The sequence below is a fragment of the Pyxidicoccus sp. MSG2 genome (genome assembly GCF_026626705.1).
Classification (GTDB): domain Bacteria; phylum Myxococcota; class Myxococcia; order Myxococcales; family Myxococcaceae; genus Myxococcus.
The window spans coordinates 5,752,452-5,769,772 of the sequence record NZ_JAPNKC010000001.1; the positions used below are offsets into that span (position 1 = coordinate 5,752,452).

Annotated in this window: 15 protein-coding genes; 8 read left to right on the forward strand and 7 right to left on the reverse strand. The window is 71.8% G+C overall.

Going from position 1 to position 17,321, the window contains the following annotated elements; genetic code table 11:
• Positions 1-41: 41 nt before the first annotated feature.
• On the forward strand, positions 42-3,584 hold the full coding sequence (locus OV427_RS22460) for a serine/threonine-protein kinase (RefSeq protein ID WP_267858192.1): 3,543 nt from the start codon (positions 42-44) through the stop codon (positions 3,582-3,584).
• On the forward strand, positions 3,581-4,471 hold the full coding sequence (locus OV427_RS22465) for a methyltransferase domain-containing protein (RefSeq protein ID WP_267863463.1): 891 nt from the start codon (positions 3,581-3,583) through the stop codon (positions 4,469-4,471). The genes OV427_RS22460 and OV427_RS22465 overlap by 4 nt, the downstream gene beginning before the upstream one ends.
• On the opposite strand, the gene OV427_RS22470 is transcribed toward OV427_RS22465, so the two are convergent.
• Positions 4,408-4,833, reverse strand: a complete 426-nt coding sequence (locus tag OV427_RS22470) for a DUF4267 domain-containing protein (RefSeq protein WP_267858193.1) — start codon at positions 4,831-4,833, stop codon at positions 4,408-4,410. The two genes, OV427_RS22465 and OV427_RS22470, sit on opposite strands and share 64 nt — an antisense overlap.
• A gap of 145 nt (positions 4,834-4,978) precedes the next feature.
• Between OV427_RS22470 and OV427_RS22475 the strand changes: the two genes are divergently transcribed.
• Positions 4,979-5,905 carry an AraC family transcriptional regulator gene (locus tag OV427_RS22475; protein WP_267858194.1) on the forward strand — a complete coding sequence of 309 codons (927 nt, stop codon included), beginning with the start codon at positions 4,979-4,981 and terminating at the stop codon, positions 5,903-5,905.
• Here OV427_RS22475 and dapB read toward each other — a convergent pair.
• Entirely contained in the window at positions 5,902-6,660 is a 759-nt protein-coding gene (gene dapB, locus OV427_RS22480; RefSeq protein WP_267858195.1) for a 4-hydroxy-tetrahydrodipicolinate reductase, read from the reverse strand. The two genes, OV427_RS22475 and dapB, sit on opposite strands and share 4 nt — an antisense overlap.
• Positions 6,661-6,922: 262 nt before the next feature.
• On the opposite strand from dapB, the gene OV427_RS22485 reads away from it, so the two are divergent.
• Genes OV427_RS22485 through OV427_RS22495 form a run of 3 tightly spaced genes read left to right on the forward strand, consistent with a single transcriptional unit; the run spans position 6,923 to position 10,060 of the window.
• On the forward strand, positions 6,923-8,305 hold the full coding sequence (locus OV427_RS22485; RefSeq protein WP_267858196.1) for an SAF domain-containing protein: 1,383 nt from the start codon (positions 6,923-6,925) through the stop codon (positions 8,303-8,305).
• A 52-nt stretch (positions 8,306-8,357) separates the two neighbouring features.
• The gene (locus tag OV427_RS22490; RefSeq protein WP_267858197.1) at positions 8,358-9,095 is read left to right on the forward strand and encodes a 2OG-Fe(II) oxygenase; all 738 of its coding nucleotides are present in this window, start codon (positions 8,358-8,360) and stop codon (positions 9,093-9,095) included.
• A gap of 53 nt (positions 9,096-9,148) precedes the next feature.
• Entirely contained in the window at positions 9,149-10,060 is a 912-nt protein-coding gene (locus tag OV427_RS22495) for a glutaminase (RefSeq protein ID WP_267858198.1), read from the forward strand.
• A gap of 9 nt (positions 10,061-10,069) precedes the next feature.
• On the opposite strand, the gene OV427_RS22500 is transcribed toward OV427_RS22495, so the two are convergent.
• Complete coding sequence (locus OV427_RS22500; protein WP_267858199.1) at positions 10,070-11,437, reverse strand: hypothetical protein; 1,368 nt, start codon at positions 11,435-11,437, stop codon at positions 10,070-10,072.
• Positions 11,438-11,803: 366 nt separating this feature from the next.
• On the opposite strand from OV427_RS22500, the gene OV427_RS22505 reads away from it, so the two are divergent.
• Both OV427_RS22505 and OV427_RS22510 read left to right on the forward strand, forming a co-directional pair.
• Positions 11,804-12,184 carry a hypothetical protein gene (locus OV427_RS22505; RefSeq protein WP_267858200.1) on the forward strand — a complete coding sequence of 127 codons (381 nt, stop codon included), beginning with the start codon at positions 11,804-11,806 and terminating at the stop codon, positions 12,182-12,184.
• Between the two features lie 17 nt (positions 12,185-12,201).
• A complete protein-coding gene (locus tag OV427_RS22510; protein WP_267858201.1) occupies positions 12,202-12,729 on the forward strand; it encodes a hypothetical protein in 528 nt (175 codons plus the stop codon).
• A gap of 27 nt (positions 12,730-12,756) precedes the next feature.
• On the opposite strand, the gene OV427_RS22515 is transcribed toward OV427_RS22510, so the two are convergent.
• From OV427_RS22515 to OV427_RS22530, 4 genes are read right to left on the reverse strand one after another with little or no spacing between them, the layout of a single operon-like run.
• Positions 12,757-13,584 carry an SDR family NAD(P)-dependent oxidoreductase gene (locus OV427_RS22515; RefSeq protein WP_267863464.1) on the reverse strand — a complete coding sequence of 276 codons (828 nt, stop codon included), beginning with the start codon at positions 13,582-13,584 and terminating at the stop codon, positions 12,757-12,759.
• A gap of 15 nt (positions 13,585-13,599) precedes the next feature.
• Positions 13,600-14,370: a lysophospholipid acyltransferase family protein gene (locus OV427_RS22520; RefSeq protein ID WP_267858202.1), complete on the reverse strand. Its 771-nt coding sequence runs from the start codon at positions 14,368-14,370 to the stop codon at positions 13,600-13,602.
• Positions 14,367-15,335, reverse strand: coding sequence for a 3-oxoacyl-ACP synthase III family protein (locus OV427_RS22525; protein WP_267858203.1), 969 nt, complete (start codon positions 15,333-15,335; stop codon positions 14,367-14,369). The genes OV427_RS22520 and OV427_RS22525 overlap by 4 nt, the downstream gene beginning before the upstream one ends.
• Complete coding sequence (locus tag OV427_RS22530; RefSeq protein ID WP_267858204.1) at positions 15,332-17,245, reverse strand: cyclic nucleotide-binding and patatin-like phospholipase domain-containing protein; 1,914 nt, start codon at positions 17,243-17,245, stop codon at positions 15,332-15,334. The genes OV427_RS22525 and OV427_RS22530 overlap by 4 nt, the downstream gene beginning before the upstream one ends.
• Between the last annotated feature and the right edge of the window lie 76 nt (positions 17,246-17,321).

Sequence of the window (17,321 nt, forward strand, 5' to 3'; positions counted from 1 at the left end):
TTTTCCGGGTTGTCTGTATCATGCGGGGCGGGCGGCCCCCCATGCGTCAACACCCTCTCGACACCCAGCTTCGGCCGGAGGATCCGGCTCGTCGTCCCATGGACGGCGAGGTGGTGGGAGGCCGCTACCGCATCCTCGACTTCCTGGGTCGGGGCGGCGCGGGCACCGTGTGGCGGGCGCAGGACCTGCTCGCCGGCCCCGTCGCGGTGAAGCTGCTGCACCGGACGCTGGAGGACCTGGCGCGGCTGCCGCAGAGCCCGGGCACCCCGTCCTCCGCCGCGCGCCATGAGCTGGCGCTGTCGCTGGCGCACGAGTTCCAGACGCTCGCGTCGGTGCGACACCCGCATGTCATCAGCGTGCTCGACTACGGCTTCGACGCCGAGCGCCGGCCGTACCTGGCCATGGACCTGCTGGAGGACGCGAAGCACCTGGTGGAGGCCGGCGCGGGCAGGCCGCTCTCCGTGCAGGTGGACCTGTTGCTCCAGACGCTGGACGCGCTCGCGTACCTGCACCGGCGCGGCATCATCCACCGCGACTTGAAGCCCGCCAACGTGCTGGTGGCCCATGGGCAGGTGAAGGTGGTGGACTTCGGGCTCGCGGTGGGGCGCGAGCACGTGCACCGCGCGCAGCCCGCGGGGACGCCGGGCTACCTCGCGCCGGAGCTGTTCGAGGACCAGCCGCCCTCGGAGGTGACGGACCTCTTCAGCGTGGGCGCCATGGCGTGCCAGATGATGTTCCATCGGCTCCCGCATGCGGGCCGGGTGGACGCGCCGCCGGGCTTTCCTCCCGCGCTCAAGGCGCTGCTGGAGCGGCTGGTGTCGCCGGAGCCGAGGAAGCGCCCGCGCGGCGCGGACGAGGTGATTGCCGCGCTCCGCGCCGCCACCGGCCAGTCCGTGCCGCGGGAGTCCGCCGCCACGCGCGAGAGCTTCCTCCAGGCCGCGCGCTACGTGGGCCGGGCCCGCGAGCAGGTGCGGCTGTCCGGTGTGCTGGAGGATGCGCGCAGGGGCCGCGGCGCCGCGTGGCTCGTGGGCGGCGAGAGCGGCGTGGGCAAGTCGCGGCTCCTGGAGGAGCTGCGTGCGCTCGCGCTGGTGCGGGGCATGGCGGTGCTGCGCGGGCAGGCGGTGGCCGCCGGCAGCAGTCCGTACCAGGAGTGGCGCCCGGTGCTGCGCTGGCTGTCCATCCTCACCACGCTGGAGGAGCGCGAGGCCAGCGTCCTCAAGCCGCTGGTGCCGGACTTGGAGTCGCTGCTCGGCAAGACGGTGGAAGACCCCGCGGAGCTGGGCGCGGAGATGGCGCAGGCGCGGCTGATGCAGGTGGTGGAGGACGTCTTCGCCCGGCTGCCCCAGCCCACCGTCGTCATCCTGGAGGACTTGCAGTGGGCCCGCAGCGAGTCGCTGCTCCTGCTGGCCCGGCTCGCCACGCGCGCGGGCGGGCAGCGGCTGCTGCTGTTGGGCAGCTTCCGTGACGACGAGGCGCCGGAGCTGCCGTCGCAATTGCCGGACATGCAGGTGCTGCGGTTGCCTCGGCTGGACGCGCTGGAAATCGCGGTGCTCAGTCAGTCGATGATTGGCGCGCAGGGGGCGCGGCCGCACCTGGTGGACTGGCTGCGACGGGAGACGGAGGGCAACCCCTTCTTCCTCGTGGAGGTGGTGCGCGCGCTGGCGGAGGAGGCGGGCGGGCTCGACAAGCTGGGTGACATGGCGCTGCCCGAGCGCGTCTTCGCGGGCGGCGTGCGCCGGCTGGTGAGCCGGCGGCTGGAGAAGGTGCCCGCGCCGCACCGCGAGCTGCTGAAGCTGGCCGCCATCCAGGGCCGTCACGTGGACGTCGCGCTGCTCGAGCGCGCGGCGCCCGGCGCGGACGTGGAGCGCTGGTTGAACGAGTGCGCGGGCGCGGCGGTGCTGGACGTGGCGGACGGCCGGTGGCGCTTCGCGCACGACAAGCTGCGTGAGGGCGTGCTGGAGGAGCTGTCCACAGAGGAACGGCCCGGGCTGCACCGGCGCGTGGCGGTGGCGCTGGAGGCGGCGCACGGGAACGGCTCGGAGTGGACGGCGGCGCTCTGCTACCACTGGGGCGCGGCGGGAGACCGGGTGCGCGAGGCGAAGTACGCGCGGCACGCCGGCGAGGACGCGCTGCGGGTGGGCGCGTGCCGCGAGGCGGTGCCCTTCCTGCTGCGCGCGCTGGAGCTCGTGAGTGAGCAGGGCGGAGACGCCGTCAGCCTGGGCCATCTGGAGGCGCTGCTGGCCGAGGCCCGCTTCCAGCTCGGGGAGCTGGCGGAGTTCCGCACCCTGGCGGAGCAGGCGCTGAAGCACTTCGGCTGGCCGGTGCCGTCCAGCAAGGTGGGCTGGGTGCTGGGCACGCTGGGGCAGGTGGCGCTGCGGCTGGCGCAGAGCGCACGGCCGGACGTGTACGACGCGGAGACGGAGGAAAAGCGCCGGGTGCGTCTGGTGGCGGGCCGGCTGCTGATGCGGCTCACCGACGCGTACATCTACGCGCAGGAGGCGCTGCCGGTGCTCTGGTCCGGCCTGCGCATGCTGAACCTGTGCGAGCCCGCGGGCGCGTCGCCGGAGCTGGCGCGCGGCTACACCAACATGGCGGTGGTGGTGGGCACGGTGCCCATCCACCCGGTGGCGGAGGCGTGGGCGGGGCGCGCGCGGGACGTGGCCGAGCGCGTGGGCAGCCCCTCGGACCTGGCCTACGTGCTGGTCCGCAACGCCGTGTACGCAGCGTACGTGGCGCGGTGGGCGGAGGTGGAGGAGTGGGTGCTGCGGGCCATCGGCATCGTCGACTCGACGGGAGACCTGCGGCTGGCGGAGGAGTGTCGCTCGTTCCTGAATGTGACGTACCTCTACCAGGGGAGGTTCTCCCAGAGCCTGCCGCTACTGGCGTGGTTGGAGACCTCGGCGCGGCGGCGCGACGCCGCCCAGTCCCAACATTGGGCGCTGCACTACCAGGCGCATATCCACCTGCGGCTGGGCGACTACGTGAAGGCGCGCGCCCTGCTGGAGCAGACGCTGGAGTGGACGGAGGCGCACGGCGGCATCACGGACCGCATCATCGTGGAGGGCACGCTGGCGCTGCTGCGGCTGCGCGAGGGCAACCCCGGCGGGGCGCGCGAGGCGGCGGAGAAGGCGCTGGCGAAGCTGTCGGCCGGCAAGCCGGTGGCGCACTTCGTCTACTTCGGCGCCATGTCGGTGGCGGAGGTGCTGCTCACGCTGTGGGAGCAGGACGGCGGCGTGGATGCCTCGCTGGCGGCCAGCGCGAAGGCGGCGCGCAAGGCGGTGGATGCGTTCGCGAAGGTGTTCCCCTTCGGCAAGCCGGCGTCCCTGCTGTGGCGGGGGCGCGAGGCCTGGGTGGCGGGAGACGCGCCGCGCGCGTACGAGTCGTGGCGCCGGTGCATCCACGCGGCGGAGAAGAAGGGCACGGCCTTCGAGGCGGCGAGGGCGCGGCTGGAATTGGCGCGCCACCTGCCGTCGGATGACCCCGCGCGGCGGATGCACGCGCAGCGCGCGGCGGAGCTGTTCACGGAGCTGGGCACGCGGGAGGAGCTGGCGTGGACGCGGGCGGAGTCGCTGCGGCGGGTATGACGGGGGCCTTCGTCCGGGACGTGGAGCGGCTGGCCTGTCCGGCCTGTGGTGGGACGCTGGTGTTCCACGGGCAGGAGCGGGACGGGCGCGTCTTCCACGGCTGGTTGCGCTGCGGCGGCTGCGGCGAGGCGTGGGCGGTGGAGCGGGGAATGGCGCGGCTGTACCGCGAGGACGCGGTGCGCGGCACGGACCGGCTGATGCGCGTCATCTACGACGGGCTGCCCGTGCTGCATGATCCGTTGACCGCGGTGCTGACGCCGCTGCTCCAGTCCGTCACCGAGTCGCGGATGCGCGAGCGGTACATGCGCCGGCTGGAATTGGAGATGCTCCGGCCGCGCGAGGACGGGCAGCCGGTGCGGGTGCTGGAGGTGGGCGTGGGCTCGGGGGCGAACCTGCCACTGATTCGCGGGGCGTTGCCGCACGGGCAGGACGTGGAGGTGTGGGGCGTGGACCTGAGCGAGGGCATGCTGAAGCACTGCCGGCGGCGGCTCGTGCGCGGCGGGTATGAGTCCGTGCGGCTGATGATGGCGGACGCGCATGCGCTGCCGTTTCCGGACGGGATGTTCGACCGGGTGTTGCACGTGGGAGGGATTGGCGGGTACCGGGAGCCGGCGAGGGCGCTGGCGGAGATGGCCCGCGTGGCGAGACCCGGGACGCCGCTGGTGGTGGTGGACGAGCAACTGGACCCGGCCTTCCGGCCCTCGCTGCTCCAGCGCGCGGCGTTCCGGGCGATTACGTTCTACTCACGAGACCCGCACTGTCCTCGGGAGTTGTTGCCCCGTGGCGCGGTGTCTGTGATTGAGGAGCAGGTGGCGCCGTTCTACTACTGCCTGTCGTTCCGGATGGCGGACGGGAGCAGCAGCGCCGCGGAGAGGACGACTCCGTAGACCGCGGCGCTGCCGTGGACCGAGAGCGCCAGGGCAAGCGATGCGCCGCCCTTCAGGACGGTCAGCGCGTCCACCACGGGCATCACGATGCTGGCGAGCACGAAGAGTCCCGCCGCGAGCCGTTGCCGGGTCGCGACCAGGGCCACGATGAACAGCCCGATGCCGAGGTCTCGCCCGGACTTGACGCTCAGCCAGGGGAGGGCTTCGGACCCGGAGAGGGGCAGCCCGAAGCCCCGCGCCGCGTTCACCGGGTCCACCATGGTGTTGATGCTGATGTAGAGCATGAACGCCCCCAGCAGCAGGGTCATCACGGCCGTGGGGGAAGTGAGCTTCCAGGACAAGGTATCTCGACGCGGTTCCATGGTGCCTCCGAGCGCGCTGTGGCGCGCTTCACGAGGAGGAATGTGCCCGGCGCGGGCTTCGAGTGCCATTCGCCGGACGCTCAAGGTTTTGTCCGAAGCGCTCATGCGCCGGGCAGGCCGGGCGGGCTGTTGGTAACTTGGGGAGATGGACGTCTCTCGTGCTTCCGACCTCCTCGGGCAGATTCTCGAGCGCACCCGGCTACGGGGGCAGCTCTACTGCCGCACCGTGGCTCGCGCACCCTGGGGCCTGCGCTTCCCGCCGACGGCCGTGGCGACCATGCACCTCGTCACCTCGGGGCGTGGTCACCTGGTGCAGGGACGTGAGGTGATTGCCCTGGAGACGGGGGATGTCGTGCTGCTGCCCCGGGGGGACGGGCATGCCGTGGCGGACTCGCCGCGCACTCCGAAGGTGCCGCTGGAGCAGTGGCTGGCGGGGCGGGGAGACGGGTCCACGTACGTGCTGGGCGGCAGCGGCGCGGAGTCGCGGTTTCTCTGTGGCCACTTCGCATTCGACGAGCCCGGTGCGCACCCGGTGCTGCGCCTGCTGCCCGCGCGGGTGCACCTGCGCGGTGACTCCGAGCCCGTCCGCGCCATGTTGCCCACGGTGGCCCTGCTGGAGCGGGAGTACGAGCGCGGTGAGCGTGGGGCCTCGGTGGTCATCTCCCGGCTGCTCGACATCCTGCTGGTGCAGGTGCTGCGCGCCTGGGCCGACTCGCAGCCGCCGGGCGGGGCGGGGTTGCTGGGCGCGCTCGGGGACAGGACGCTCGCCAGCGCGCTGGGGTGGATGCACTCCGAGCCCGGGCGGGACTGGGACGTGAGCGAGCTGGCGCGTCGCTCTGGGACGTCGAGGGCGACGCTCGCACGGCGCTTCGCGGCCGAGGTGGGAATGGCGCCGCACGCGTACCTCACGCGGCTGCGAATGCAGGAGGCCGCCGTCCTGCTGCGCGAGGGCGAAGATGGGCTCGCGGCGATTGCGGCGCGCGTCGGCTACGACTCCGAGTTCGCATTCAACCGGGCGTTCCGCCGGGTCATGGGCGTGCCTCCCGGGCTGTATCGGCGGCAGGCTCGCTAGAGGATGCGGTCCATTCCACGCACGACTCCGGTGAACTCGCGCACCTTGCGAATCGCGAGCAGCGTTCCCTCGACGTAGGGCGTTGCTCCAGGCCCTCCGTCGTAGGACAGGGTCAGCCGCTCATGCTGCCGTCCGAAGCGGACCTCCACTCCAATCGTATAGCCGGGAAGGCGAATCGAATGGATGCGGGACTGGTTCACCGCGGCTCCTCGCGCGGCGACGTCTCCGACGGTCTTCTCCACGGGGACTTCGACGTCGGGAGCGCGCACCTCCGAGAGTCGCCATGCCAGCTCCCGTGCCGTGCCGCTGGGCGCGTCCATCTTCCCCTCGTAGGCGCTGTCGATGATTTCCCACGACGACAGATGCCGGGCGGCTTCGACGGCGAAGCGCTGCAGCAGCGCGGCGGTAATCGCGAAGTTGCCCACCGCGAGCACGCCCACGTTGGCGCTCCTGGCGGCCGGGTCGATTTCGCGGAAGTCGTCGTCGCTCAGGCCCGAGCTGCCGACGACCACGTGCCGGCCGGCACGGACTGCCGCCAGCACGTGCTCCTTCACGGCCGCGGCGCTGGTGTAGTCAACGAAGACGTCCGAGGGGATGGCCAGCGCCTCCTCGACCGAGCCGCAGATGGTCAGCCCGCCCAGCCGTTCTCCCCGGGCGCGACGTGCCACCGCCGCCACCAGCTCGAGGTCTTCGGCGGCTTCGATTGCCGCCGCGAGCGGCTGTCCCACCCAGCCGGTCGCTCCCGCAAGGCTCACGCGAATCATCCGCCCCGCATACCACGCGGACCTCCTCGGGCCCTGCTCACGCAGGGACTTGGTTCACTGGCTTTCACCGCAACTGTCGGGTCGCTCCGAGGATGCATCTCCCAGTGCGTTCTACTCGGAGGTCCCACCCGCACTGTCCCCGGGGCTGTCGTCCAGAGACGCCGTGTCTGTGATTGATGAACCGGCGTCGTCGTTTCCCTCCTGCCTGTCGTTCCGGATGGCGGGCGCGTTCGACACCTGATGCACTGGCGTCATGCGCCTGTCCTTCACGCTCCTCCTGCTCTGCCTTGCAGCCCACTCCGCACACGCAGGGGAAGACAACGCCGTCGTGGTGGCGGCCAGGGCGCTGCCGGCGGGAACGATGTTGCAGTACGAGTCGCTATCCGAGCGGCGCCTGCCTTCCTCCCTCGTGACGAAGTCCATGGTCCTCCCGAAGGACGTGGCCTTTGTGGTCGACCAGCGTCTGCTCGAGCCCCTCGAGTCGGGCGAGCCGCTCCAGTGGTCGCAGATGGCCACCGTCTACAACAGTCCCACGCAGTATCGGCCCTACTGCGACTGGATGAAGGCGGCGGGGAAACGGAAGCGGGCCTACCCGAGCGCACCGGCTCTCGCGGACGTGGTCCCCGTGCTGACCGCCGCGCGCGCCCTGCCGGAGGGGACCGTGCTGACCCGAGACATGCTGGCGCCCCTTCGTGCTCGCAGTTCGTTCGTCAGCGGCTATTGGGTGCTGGAGAACGCGATGGGCACGGTGGTGGGGCAGCGGCTGCTGACATCGCTCGAACAGGGAGACGTGCTCCGCTACCCGCAGCTGGCCACCTACGCGAGTGAACCCCGGTGCGAGTGGCTCTTCGAAGTAGCGGGCAATGCCTATGAGGAGAAGGGGCCTCCCCAGGCAGAAGGCTTCGCGTGCCCGGCCGGGACGGGCCGCGTCCAGGGCGTGCCCGGAGGCGCGAAGTGGACGCACCTGCTCCCGGGCTGGGTGTCGTTCTGCCAGAAGCCGGACGGCACACGTCACGGTCCGTTGAAGGCCTGGGACCGCCTGGGGCGCGGACTCGTCGAGGAAGGCCAGTACGAGGAGGGGAAGCGCACGGGCGCATGGAAGCATTGGGAGGCGGGACAGGCTCTGCCCATCGTCGAGGCGAGCTACGTGAAGGGCAGGCCCCATGGGCGCTGGGTGCTGCGGAATGCGGGGGCGCTGGTGGCCGAGGGGCGCTACCAGGACGGACTCCGCGAGGGGGCGTGGAGGATTCCCGACGGGACCGAGTCCGCGGAGCTCCAGGCCACGTTCACCGCGGGCCTGCCGGATGGAACCTGGCGCTGGATGAATGCGGATGGCTCCGTGGTGCGGCAGCTCGACTTCGAGAAGGGCCAGCTCAAGAAGACCTTTCGGAAGGCCCGGGCCATTGCCATCGCCGCCCGGGAGCTTGCTCCCGGCACCGTGCTGCAGCCTGCTTTGCTGAAGAAGCTCTCGCTCCCCGAGGAGTTCTGGCCCCCGGTGTTCGTCGGCGAGGACTCAGCCCCGTTCGTCCTCAACCGGCCCGTTGCCTACGGCATGCCCGCTGGCGCCCCGCTCACGTGGATGGACATCGAGGCTCCCCACGAGCTGCCGGCGCCGGCCCCCAGTCCGCAACGCTGATGACCGCAACTACCGGGTCGCCCCGGGGGCGCGGATGCGGCATCTCTCGTCCATGACCGCCGCCCTTCGCCGCCGGAAGCACCCCACGCTCATGGAGCGCGTGGCCGCGCTCGACTGGGAGCGCATCACCCAGGACCTCGACACCCAGGGCTGCGCCACCGTGAGCGCGCTGCTTGCTCCCTCGGAGTGTCTGGCGCTCGCGGACACCTACGCGTCGGACACCGCGTTCCGCAGCCGGGTCGTCATGGCGCGGCACGGCTTCGGGCGCGGTGAGTACAAGTACTTCGCCCACCCGCTCCCGGACACGGTCTCCACCCTCCGCACCGAGCTGTACCCGCCGCTCTCTCGCATCGCCAACCGGTGGAACGAGACGATGGGCATCGACGTGCGCTACCCGGACGCGCATGCGGACTTCCTCACGCGCTGCCACGAGGCCGGGCAGACGCGGCCCACGCCGCTGCTCCTCCAGTACGGTGAGGGCGACTACAACTGCCTCCACCAGGACCTCTACGGCGAGCACGTCTTCCCGCTGCAGGTCGCCTTCCTCCTCTCCGCGCCGGGTCAGGACTTCACCGGCGGAGAGTTCGTGCTCACCGAGCAACGCCCCCGCATGCAGTCCCGCGCGGAGGTGGTGCCCCTGGCCCAGGGTGACGGCGTCATCTTCGCGGTCCATCACCGGCCCGTGAAGGGCACGCGCGGGTACTATCGCGTCAACCTCCGCCATGGTGTGAGCCGGCTGCGCTCCGGACGGCGGCACACGCTCGGCGTCATCTTCCACGACGCGCAATGACGTGAAACCACACGAGCCGCCTATCATGCGCCCCCAAGGTGGACGGGCGCGCAATGGACTACCAGGCGATTCTCGACGAAGTGATGGCAGCGGTACGCCCCGTGATTGGCCAGGGACGTGTCGCCAACTACATCCCCGCGCTCGCGGCGGTGGACCCGGGCCGCTTCGGCATGGCGCTGGCCACCGTGGACGGCGACGTCTACGGCGTCGGCGACTGGCGCATCCCCTTCTCCGTCCAGAGCATCTCCAAGGTCTTCACCCTCGCCCTCACCCTGGCCCGGGACGGTGACGCCGTCTGGCGGCGCGTGGGCAAGGAGCCCTCGGGCAATCCCTTCAACTCCCTGGTCCAGCTCGAATACGAGCAGGGCATCCCTCGCAACCCGTTCATCAACGCGGGCGCGCTCGTCATCACCGACCGGCTCCTGCGCCTCACCGGTGACGCCCGCGGCGTGCTGCGCGACTTCCTCCGCGCGGAGAGCGGCAACCCCGCGCTCGACTTCGACCCCGGCGTCGCCGCTTCCGAGGCCGAGCATGGCCACCGCAACTCCGCCCTGGCCCACTTCATGGCCAGCTACGGCAACATCGAGAACCCCGTCCCCCAGGTGCTGGAGCACTACTTCTGGCAGTGCTCCCTCACCGCGAGCTGCGCGGACCTCGCCCGTGCCTGTGGCTTCCTCGCACGTCACGGCCAGCGCGCCAGCGGGGAACGGCTGCTCACCCGCAGCCAGGCCAAGCAGGTCAACGCGGTGATGCTCACCTGCGGCACCTACGATGCCGCGGGCGAGTTCGCCTACCGCGTCGGCCTGCCCGGCAAGAGCGGCGTGGGTGGCGGCATCATCGCCGTCATCCCCAACCGCTGTGGCCTCTGCGTGTGGAGCCCCGGGCTGGATGCCCGGGGCAACTCCGTGGCCGGTGTGGAGGCGCTGGACCGCTTCACCACCCTCACCGGCCTCTCGGTGTTCTGAGGCTCCGGCTCACGTCATCCGCGACGGATACGGATAGAAGTAGTGCGGCGTGACATCTCCCCGGTGCCGGATGAAGAGCGGGCCCCACGACGGATTCTGGTCGTGCATCTGCTTCAGCAGCCGAATCATCCGGTCGAAGATTCTCTTCACGTCGGCCTCTGCGGCCAGCGCGGCCGTGACGGCCGCCGCCACCAGGTGCGCGGCGTAGACGCCCTCGGTGACGCGCTCGGAGAGCGTCCCCACGCCGGTGACGAGCAGGCGGCGCATGTCCTCCACCTTCAGCTCGTCCCGGTTGCGCCAGTTCTGGATGGACCCCAGGGCATGTCCCTCGAGCGCCGTCAGCTTGTGCATGACAATCGTGTCCGCGACCAGCCGGGCGGACTTGCGTGCATCGTCGGGGGACACCTTCGTTCCCGCCAGCACGAGCTCCGCGGGGACCAGGTCCTTCTCCGTCTCCGCGAGGATGGCTTGGGACCACGCCGCCGCCTGGTCGAAGCGCAGGCGCGCGACGGTGTAGCCCGCCAGGAAGCCCCGGAGGATGTCGGCGGGATGCGGGTCCGCCGAGGGCCCCCGGTTGCGCAGCTTCCCCGGCCCACCGAAGGCGAGGCTCAGCCCCCGGAAGTAGCCGATGAGGCCGATGCCCGCCGCCGGCCCCATGTTGAGGATGCCGAGGACGTCGGACGCCGTCTCGTCGATGCGCTCGCTCCAGTAGTTCCCCAGCGCGGGGAGCCCTTCCGCGGCGAGGCGCTCGTTCACCGCGGCGGAGAGCTCCTCCGGGAGCCCCACGTCGGCGTGCAGGATGTCGTGCCCTCCCACCTCGTGCCCGAGCGCGGCCCAGGCCAGCAGGCCCGACCTCGCGTGCGCCGGCGGAAGGTTGACGATGCCGGCGTCCATGTCCAGCACGGCGGACGTCACGTCCACCGGCCACGTGTACGGTCCGAAGTCAGGGTTGCCCCACTTCACCAGTGGGGGAATGACACCCAGGTCGGGCGGCTCCACACCCCGGCGGTCCTCGGCGCTGAGGAAGCCGTCATACAAGTCACTCACCACCTCCTCGAAGGCGTCCGTCGCGACGAGCAGGTAGTTCTCACCGTTCTGCAGGATGGTGTGCGCCGCGTCGAGCAACAGCCCCGCCTCGCGCTCGCGGTTGGGGTCTCTGAGCAGCACCTCCGCGTAACCCTGGGGCCCGAGCTGGTCCAGGATGGTCAGGAAGGGCACGAGGACCGCCTCGCGGTAGAGCGGCGGCAGGGTGACCCGGGCCGCTTCGATGCGCCCCCGGAGCTGGTGGTAGTCGAGCGGCTCCGGTGGACCCGGGTCGGTGTCCTGGGCGGACAGCACGACGTCCTGGATGCAGGCGGGCAGGTTCCGGAGGTCCACGGCCGGGGGCCCCGCTCCACCGGCCCCGGTCCGTGCGCGACCGGTGGGTACCGGACGGGTGGAGAGGTTCCCACCGAGGACCTTGTTGGGCTTCGCCGCGGTGCGCCCCGCCGGGGAAACACTTCGCCTGCTCTTCCGACCCTTCTCCTGCCTTGCCATGACCACCTCCACGCTCGCGCGAAGGTGGGAAGCGGACCGCCCCCGGCACACTGGCTCGCGGGGCACTCGGAGTGCTTGGGTCCACACGGCCCCCAGCCCGGGGGGACGTGAAGCGCCGCGCGCGTGCGGGCGAAGGAAACCCGTGGGTGCCGTTCTCCCGTGCGAACCGCCTCCGACTTTCCGGGGCGGAGCTGAGAGGTCATGCACATGAAGCTCGCGAAGATGGCGATGATGCTTCCGTTGTTGGCGCTGGCTCCCACGGTGGCGCAGGCCGGGTCGAAGTGCAGCAGTCTCGCGGCGGTGGACGCGACGAACCGGTGGGCGCGCGGCGCGCTGGGCACCGTGCGCAACAGCGCCGACACCGTGTCGAACATCTATTGCATCACCTACTCGTGGGGCTACGCCTTCTGTAGCGCCCGCGATGCCTCGGGCAACACCGGCAGTTGCGGCACCAGCGACCCCGCCTACGTCAACGTCCTCAACTCCATGACGGAGGACGCGTACGTGTACTTCGCGTGGGACACGGCGGGCACGTGCAGCTCCATGGTGGTGGAGAGCATGTCCTGCCTGGACCCCAAGTCGCACTGAGCCCGAGCCTCACGCCCATGCGCCTGTCATTGATGGGAGGCTGGCTGCTCAGCGTCGCCCTCGCGGGCGTGGGCGGGTATGGCCTGGCCCGGAGCACGGACTCCGGGCCAGCGCTCCGGCAGGGCCCCGAAGTCCAGGAGCAATTGGAGCAGCAGCGGGCCCTGCTCGTCTCGCTGCGGGCCCAGGTGGGCGCGCTGGACTCGCGCCTCGCGGACCTGGCCCGCGCTCCGTCCGCCGCGCCGCTGCCCACGCTCTCCGCGCCGCTGCCCGCCGCCACGGCCCTGGCGGCGGCTCCCGAGGAAGAGGTCGACGAAGAGGCCCGGGAGCGCGCGCGCGTGGAAGCAGAGACCCTCGTGTCGCGAGGCGACCGCGTGGTGGAGGCCGCGCTGAGCACGGGGCGCTGGCGACAGGAGGACATGCTCTCGCTGCGAGCCATGCTCCCCGGCATGCCGAAGGCCCAGCGCGAGGCCCTGCTGAGCCGGCTCATCACCGCCTACAACGAGCGGCGGCTCACCCAGGAGGAGGAGGACGGTCCGCTCTTCTGAGCCAGCGACCGCTGGCGGTGGGCCCGGTCATGGATTCAGGACCAGGTCCATCAGCCTCAGCGTCATGCCGCCGGTGAAGTCGATGGTGGCGCCGTTGAACCACGCGGCGTCATCACCGACGAGCACGCTGACGAAGCGGGCCACCTCCTCCACCGTGCACATGCGCCCGGCCGGGTGCATCCGCGTGTGCGCGGCCTCCAGCCGTGCCAGCGCCTCCGGCGAGTACACGTGCCTCAGCGCGGGCGTCATCACCGTGGCGAACTTGAGCAGGTTGACGCGGTGCCCGAGCGGCCCCAGCTCCATCGCCAGGTGCTGCACGTACATCTCCAGCGCCGCCTTGGACGCGCTGATGAGCCCGGTGTTGTGAAGGTGCGTCACGTCCAGCGGGTTCTGCAGGCCGAGCAGCCGGGCCTCCGGCGCCAGCATGTCCGCCGCCACCAGCGCCTGCGCCCAGTAGATGAACGAGTGCGCCATGGTGTCGAAGGTGCGGCGGATGCGGCGCGCGTGCAGCCGGTCCTCGCCCGCCGCCAGGAAGTGTCCCACCGATGCACCTGCAATCGAGTGGACGAAGAGCTTCACGCTGCGAGGGCCGGCCTCCCGCCGCAGGGCCTCCACTCCGGCCTCGGCGGCCTCCGGCGTGGACGCGTCCGCCTGCCAGAGCACCGCGCGGCGCCCCGCCCCTCGCACCGATTGCTCCATGCGCGCGCCGCTGTCCGGGTACCGCCCGCGGTGGACGCCGAAGACGTCCAGCCCGGGCCTGCGCGCCACGGCCTCCGCGATGGCGGCTCCCGTGCCCGATGAGGCTCCCAGGACGAGCGCCCACCGCGAGGCGCCCGCGCCCTCATCCTCCTCCATACCGCTCATGCCCCTCTACCTTCCCAGGCCCCTGCCGAGCTCCGCCGGCCGCTCGCGCGCTCTGTCCAGCAATGACTGCACCGCACCTGCAACCTCGTGGTGGGCCGCCAGCATCGCGGCCCTATCGCCCGCGTCGAAGCCGGGCTCCAGGTGGCGCGTCATCGGCTCGCCCACCCACTGCGTCATCTTCACGGGGAAGGGGAGGGAGAAGGGCCACACGCCCGTCGCTCCCACGCCCAGCCACAGCGGCAGCCGCGCCGGCATCCCCACCCGCCGTCCTAACGCATAGCCGTCGTTGAGGCCCAGGTACGCATCGTCCATCCCGCTTCCACCCACGGGGACAATTGGCAGCCGGTAGCGCACCGCCAGCCGCAGGTAGCCCAGCCGCTCGCCCCAGTCCACGCGGTAGCGATTGCGGAAGCTCCGGCAGCCCTCCCGCGTGCCACCGGGCTGCAAGAGCACGTGCTCGCCATTCGCCACCGCCTCCGCCAGCCGCGGGTCATCCCCCGTGACGAAGCCCAGCCCGTCCGCCACCTCGCGCAGGCCGGGAATCCGCCCGAAGGCGCCGTGGGCCACGCCGTGCGGCAGGTAGCCCAGGCGCTCGTGGAGCGTCACCGTCAGCATGCACAGGTCCACCGCCAGGGGCCGCCCGTGGTAGCCGACGATGAGCTTCGCGCCGGGGCGCAACAGCGGCTCCAGGTTCACCACCTCGTAGCGGTGGTAGCGGCGGAGCAGCCGGAAGGTGGCCAGCCACGCGGCCAGCGGCAGGCCGCCCGCGCGCTTCATCCGCCCACCCGGTACAGCACCGCGCCGTGCGCCACGCCCGCGCCCACGCCCACCAGCAGAATCCGGTCCCCGGGCTTCACCGGCCGCGTGCGCAAGAGCCGGTCCAACCCCACGCCCAGCGACGCCGAGCCCACGCTGCCCACCGTGTCCACCACGCGCACGCTCCGCTCCAGCGTCACGTCCATGGCTCCGAGGATGGCCTCCAGCATGCTCCCGTTGGGCTGGTGCGTGAGCACCCACTCCACTTCGCGCAGGGCCACACCGGCCTCGTTCAGCACCGAGCGCGCCGCCCCCAGCAGCGCGTCCAACGCCACGCGCGTCATCTCCTTGCTGGGCGTGAGGAAGCGCATCCGCTCCGGCTTGCCGGTGGCGTGCGGGTTCTCCAGCACCACGTCCGTGGGCAGCGTGCCGTCGTTGCCCAGGGCCACGCCCAGCACGCCCTCGCCGGGGCGCCCCGCGCCGAGCACCGCCGCCGCCGCCGCGTCGCCCAGCACCAGGTACGGGCGCGGGTCCTCCGGGGTGGTGGTGCGCGACAGCAATTCCACCGAGACGATGCCCACCGGCCCCCAGCCCGTCGCCACCGAGCGCGTCGCCAGGTCGAAGGCGCTGAGGAAGCCCATGCACGCGTTGCTCACGTCCATGGCGTCACAGGTGCCGGAGAGCCCCAGCGCCGCCGCCACGCGGTTGGCCGTGGCGGGCGTGGTGACGTCGCCGCCCATGGAGGTGACGTAGAGGATGCGGCGCAGCGCCCGGGCCTCCAGTCCCGCAACCTCCAGCGCGCCGCGCAGCGCGGTGGCGGCCAGGTCCGCGGCCTTCGTGCCCGGGGGGGCGAAGTGCCGGGTGTGGATGCCCGACTTCTGCTCCACCTCCGCGGCGTCGCGGCCCACGCGCGCGCACAGCTCCGCCGTCGTCACGGCGCGGCCGGGGAGGACGCTCGCGGTGCCGAGGATGCGGACGGGAATCATGCCGCCCGCCTTCCGCCGGGGTGGGGCTCCTGGGGACAGGCGCGCGTCTTGACCCGGTGCCAGTGCGCCTTCAAGTCTTCCAGCTTCCCCGCCAGCGCGCCGTCCGCGGCGGCCCGGTCGAGGATGTCCCGCGCGCGGGCGAAGTCCATGGCCGTGAGCAGCGGCAACTCCGCCGAGGGGATGTCGTAGCTGACGTCCGCCAGCAGCGACTCCGAGTCCCCGCTGCGGTGCAGCAGCAGCACGCCGCTGGCCACCAGGTCCAGCGCCCGCGACACCGGGTTGAGGCCCGCGAGGAAGCGGCCCAGCCCCGTGCGCGGCATGAAGGCCGAGTCGCGCACGCCGAAGGGGAAGATGTTGCTGGAGAAGATGAGGTCCGCGCCCGCGCCCAGCAGCACGTTGGCCGGCACCATGCTGGTGAAGGCGCCGTCCACGTACCGCGCGGGCGGCACCAGCGTGGGCGCGAAGACGCCGGGCGCCGAGCCGCTGGCGCGCACCCCCATCGCCACCGGCCCGTGCTCCAGCGCCACGCAGTGCCCGCTCGCCAGGTCTGTCGCCACCGGCAGGAAGCGGACGGACAGCTCCTCCAGCGAGGTGTCTCCGAAGTCCTGCCGCACGAAGTGCTCCAGGGAATACGACGTCACCATCGCGCCCGTGGCGGCCAGGGAGAGCTGGCGATTCACCGCGCGCTCCTCCAGGCGCAAGAGCCCCTCGAGCCCGCTCTTCCCGTCCAGCGCGCTGCCGCAGAAGTACGCGCCCACCATCGAGCCCATGCTGGCGCTGCTGATGAAGTCGATGGGGATGCCCTGGCCCACCAGCCAGCGCAGGATGAACACGTGGTAGAAGCCCCACACGCCGCCGCCGCTGAGCGCCAGCCCCACGCGCCGGTGGCTGATGGCCCGCGCCCAGCGCGACAGTGCGTCCTGCTCCGCATCACTCAACTCCACGTCCTCCAAGGGCCGCTCGCCCACGGGCAGCCGCACCATCCGCTGGAGTCCCAGCCGAAGCCAGCACGCAGGCAGCACCCGCGTGTCCACGGCCAGCTCCTCGCTCCGCGGCAGCCCGCCCAGCTCCGCGCCCCGGGACGGCTTCTCGGGGTCGATGACCACCGTGGGCAGCACGCGGTGTCCGGGCGTGAGCGGAGGCCGCGCGTGTTGCGGTCCGGGGACCAGCCGCACCGTCTTTCCTGGCAGTGACGTGTCCGTGACGCGGCAGCCGTCCAGGAAGACGTAGTGCGCGTCATGCTCTCGCGCAATCCGCTGGAGCACTTCCGCATCCACCCGGCCGGGCACTCCCGGCGTGGGTGCGCAGGCGCGGAGCACGCCGTCGGCGCCTTCCGACACCCCGGTGGCGGGGCCTTCCGCGCGCAGCAGCAGCACCCGGTCCCCGAAGTCCCGCACGAGCACCTTCGCCACCAGCGCGATGAGCGTGGACAGCGGTGCGTCCGGCACGTCGCTCTCGAAGGCCACCACCTCCGCGCTGGGGTGCAATTCCTCCTGCCGGGGCGCGCCCTTCGCGCGGAGGCCCACGTCCTGCCGCGGCTCCGCGCGGGCCCGCACCCGTTCCCAGACGGTGTCCCGGGGGAAGAAGAGGCCGCGTGACTCGGAGGTGGCCCGCGCGGTGACGGTGTTCTTCCCACCCACCAGCGCCTCCACGCCCAGCGGCGTGCCCGGCCGCAGCGTCAGCAGGTGCTCCCCGCCCCGGCGCACGTCCAGCTCCCCGTCCAGCAGCAGGAAGAAGCCCTCCGCGTCCCGGTCCTCCTCGCATACCACCGCGTCCTTCGCCCAGTGGGCCTCCTGGCCCCGCTCCAGCAATTGCAGCAGCACGGTGTTGCTGGTGTGCCGGAGCGCTGGCGCACGCTTCAGGGCGTAGAGCCTTCGGCGCTGCACATCGAGACGCGTGGAGTTTGCCATTGAGGCTTCAAAGAATAACAAAGCCTCTCTGGTGACGGATACGGGTCGGAACGGCCCCCGTGTCTATTTTTGCATC

What these genes read in the sequence shown, in the direction of transcription:
- OV427_RS22515 (WP_267863464.1), bottom strand. Translation starts at nt 13,584, where the DNA reads ATGGAGGAGGATGAGGGCGCGGGCGCCTCGCGGTGGGCGCTCGTCCTG.
- OV427_RS22495 (WP_267858198.1), top strand. Translation starts at nt 9,149, where the DNA reads ATGGACTACCAGGCGATTCTCGACGAAGTGATGGCAGCGGTACGCCCC.
- OV427_RS22485 (WP_267858196.1), top strand. Translation starts at nt 6,923, where the DNA reads ATGCGCCTGTCCTTCACGCTCCTCCTGCTCTGCCTTGCAGCCCACTCC.
- OV427_RS22465 (WP_267863463.1), top strand. Translation starts at nt 3,581, where the DNA reads ATGACGGGGGCCTTCGTCCGGGACGTGGAGCGGCTGGCCTGTCCGGCC.
- OV427_RS22475 (WP_267858194.1), top strand. Translation starts at nt 4,979, where the DNA reads ATGGACGTCTCTCGTGCTTCCGACCTCCTCGGGCAGATTCTCGAGCGC.
- OV427_RS22470 (WP_267858193.1), bottom strand. Translation starts at nt 4,833, where the DNA reads ATGGAACCGCGTCGAGATACCTTGTCCTGGAAGCTCACTTCCCCCACG.
- OV427_RS22530 (WP_267858204.1), bottom strand. Translation starts at nt 17,245, where the DNA reads ATGGCAAACTCCACGCGTCTCGATGTGCAGCGCCGAAGGCTCTACGCC.
- OV427_RS22525 (WP_267858203.1), bottom strand. Translation starts at nt 15,335, where the DNA reads ATGATTCCCGTCCGCATCCTCGGCACCGCGAGCGTCCTCCCCGGCCGC.
- OV427_RS22520 (WP_267858202.1), bottom strand. Translation starts at nt 14,370, where the DNA reads ATGAAGCGCGCGGGCGGCCTGCCGCTGGCCGCGTGGCTGGCCACCTTC.
- OV427_RS22505 (WP_267858200.1), top strand. Translation starts at nt 11,804, where the DNA reads ATGAAGCTCGCGAAGATGGCGATGATGCTTCCGTTGTTGGCGCTGGCT.
- OV427_RS22490 (WP_267858197.1), top strand. Translation starts at nt 8,358, where the DNA reads ATGACCGCCGCCCTTCGCCGCCGGAAGCACCCCACGCTCATGGAGCGC.
- OV427_RS22510 (WP_267858201.1), top strand. Translation starts at nt 12,202, where the DNA reads ATGCGCCTGTCATTGATGGGAGGCTGGCTGCTCAGCGTCGCCCTCGCG.
- OV427_RS22460 (WP_267858192.1), top strand. Translation starts at nt 42, where the DNA reads ATGCGTCAACACCCTCTCGACACCCAGCTTCGGCCGGAGGATCCGGCT.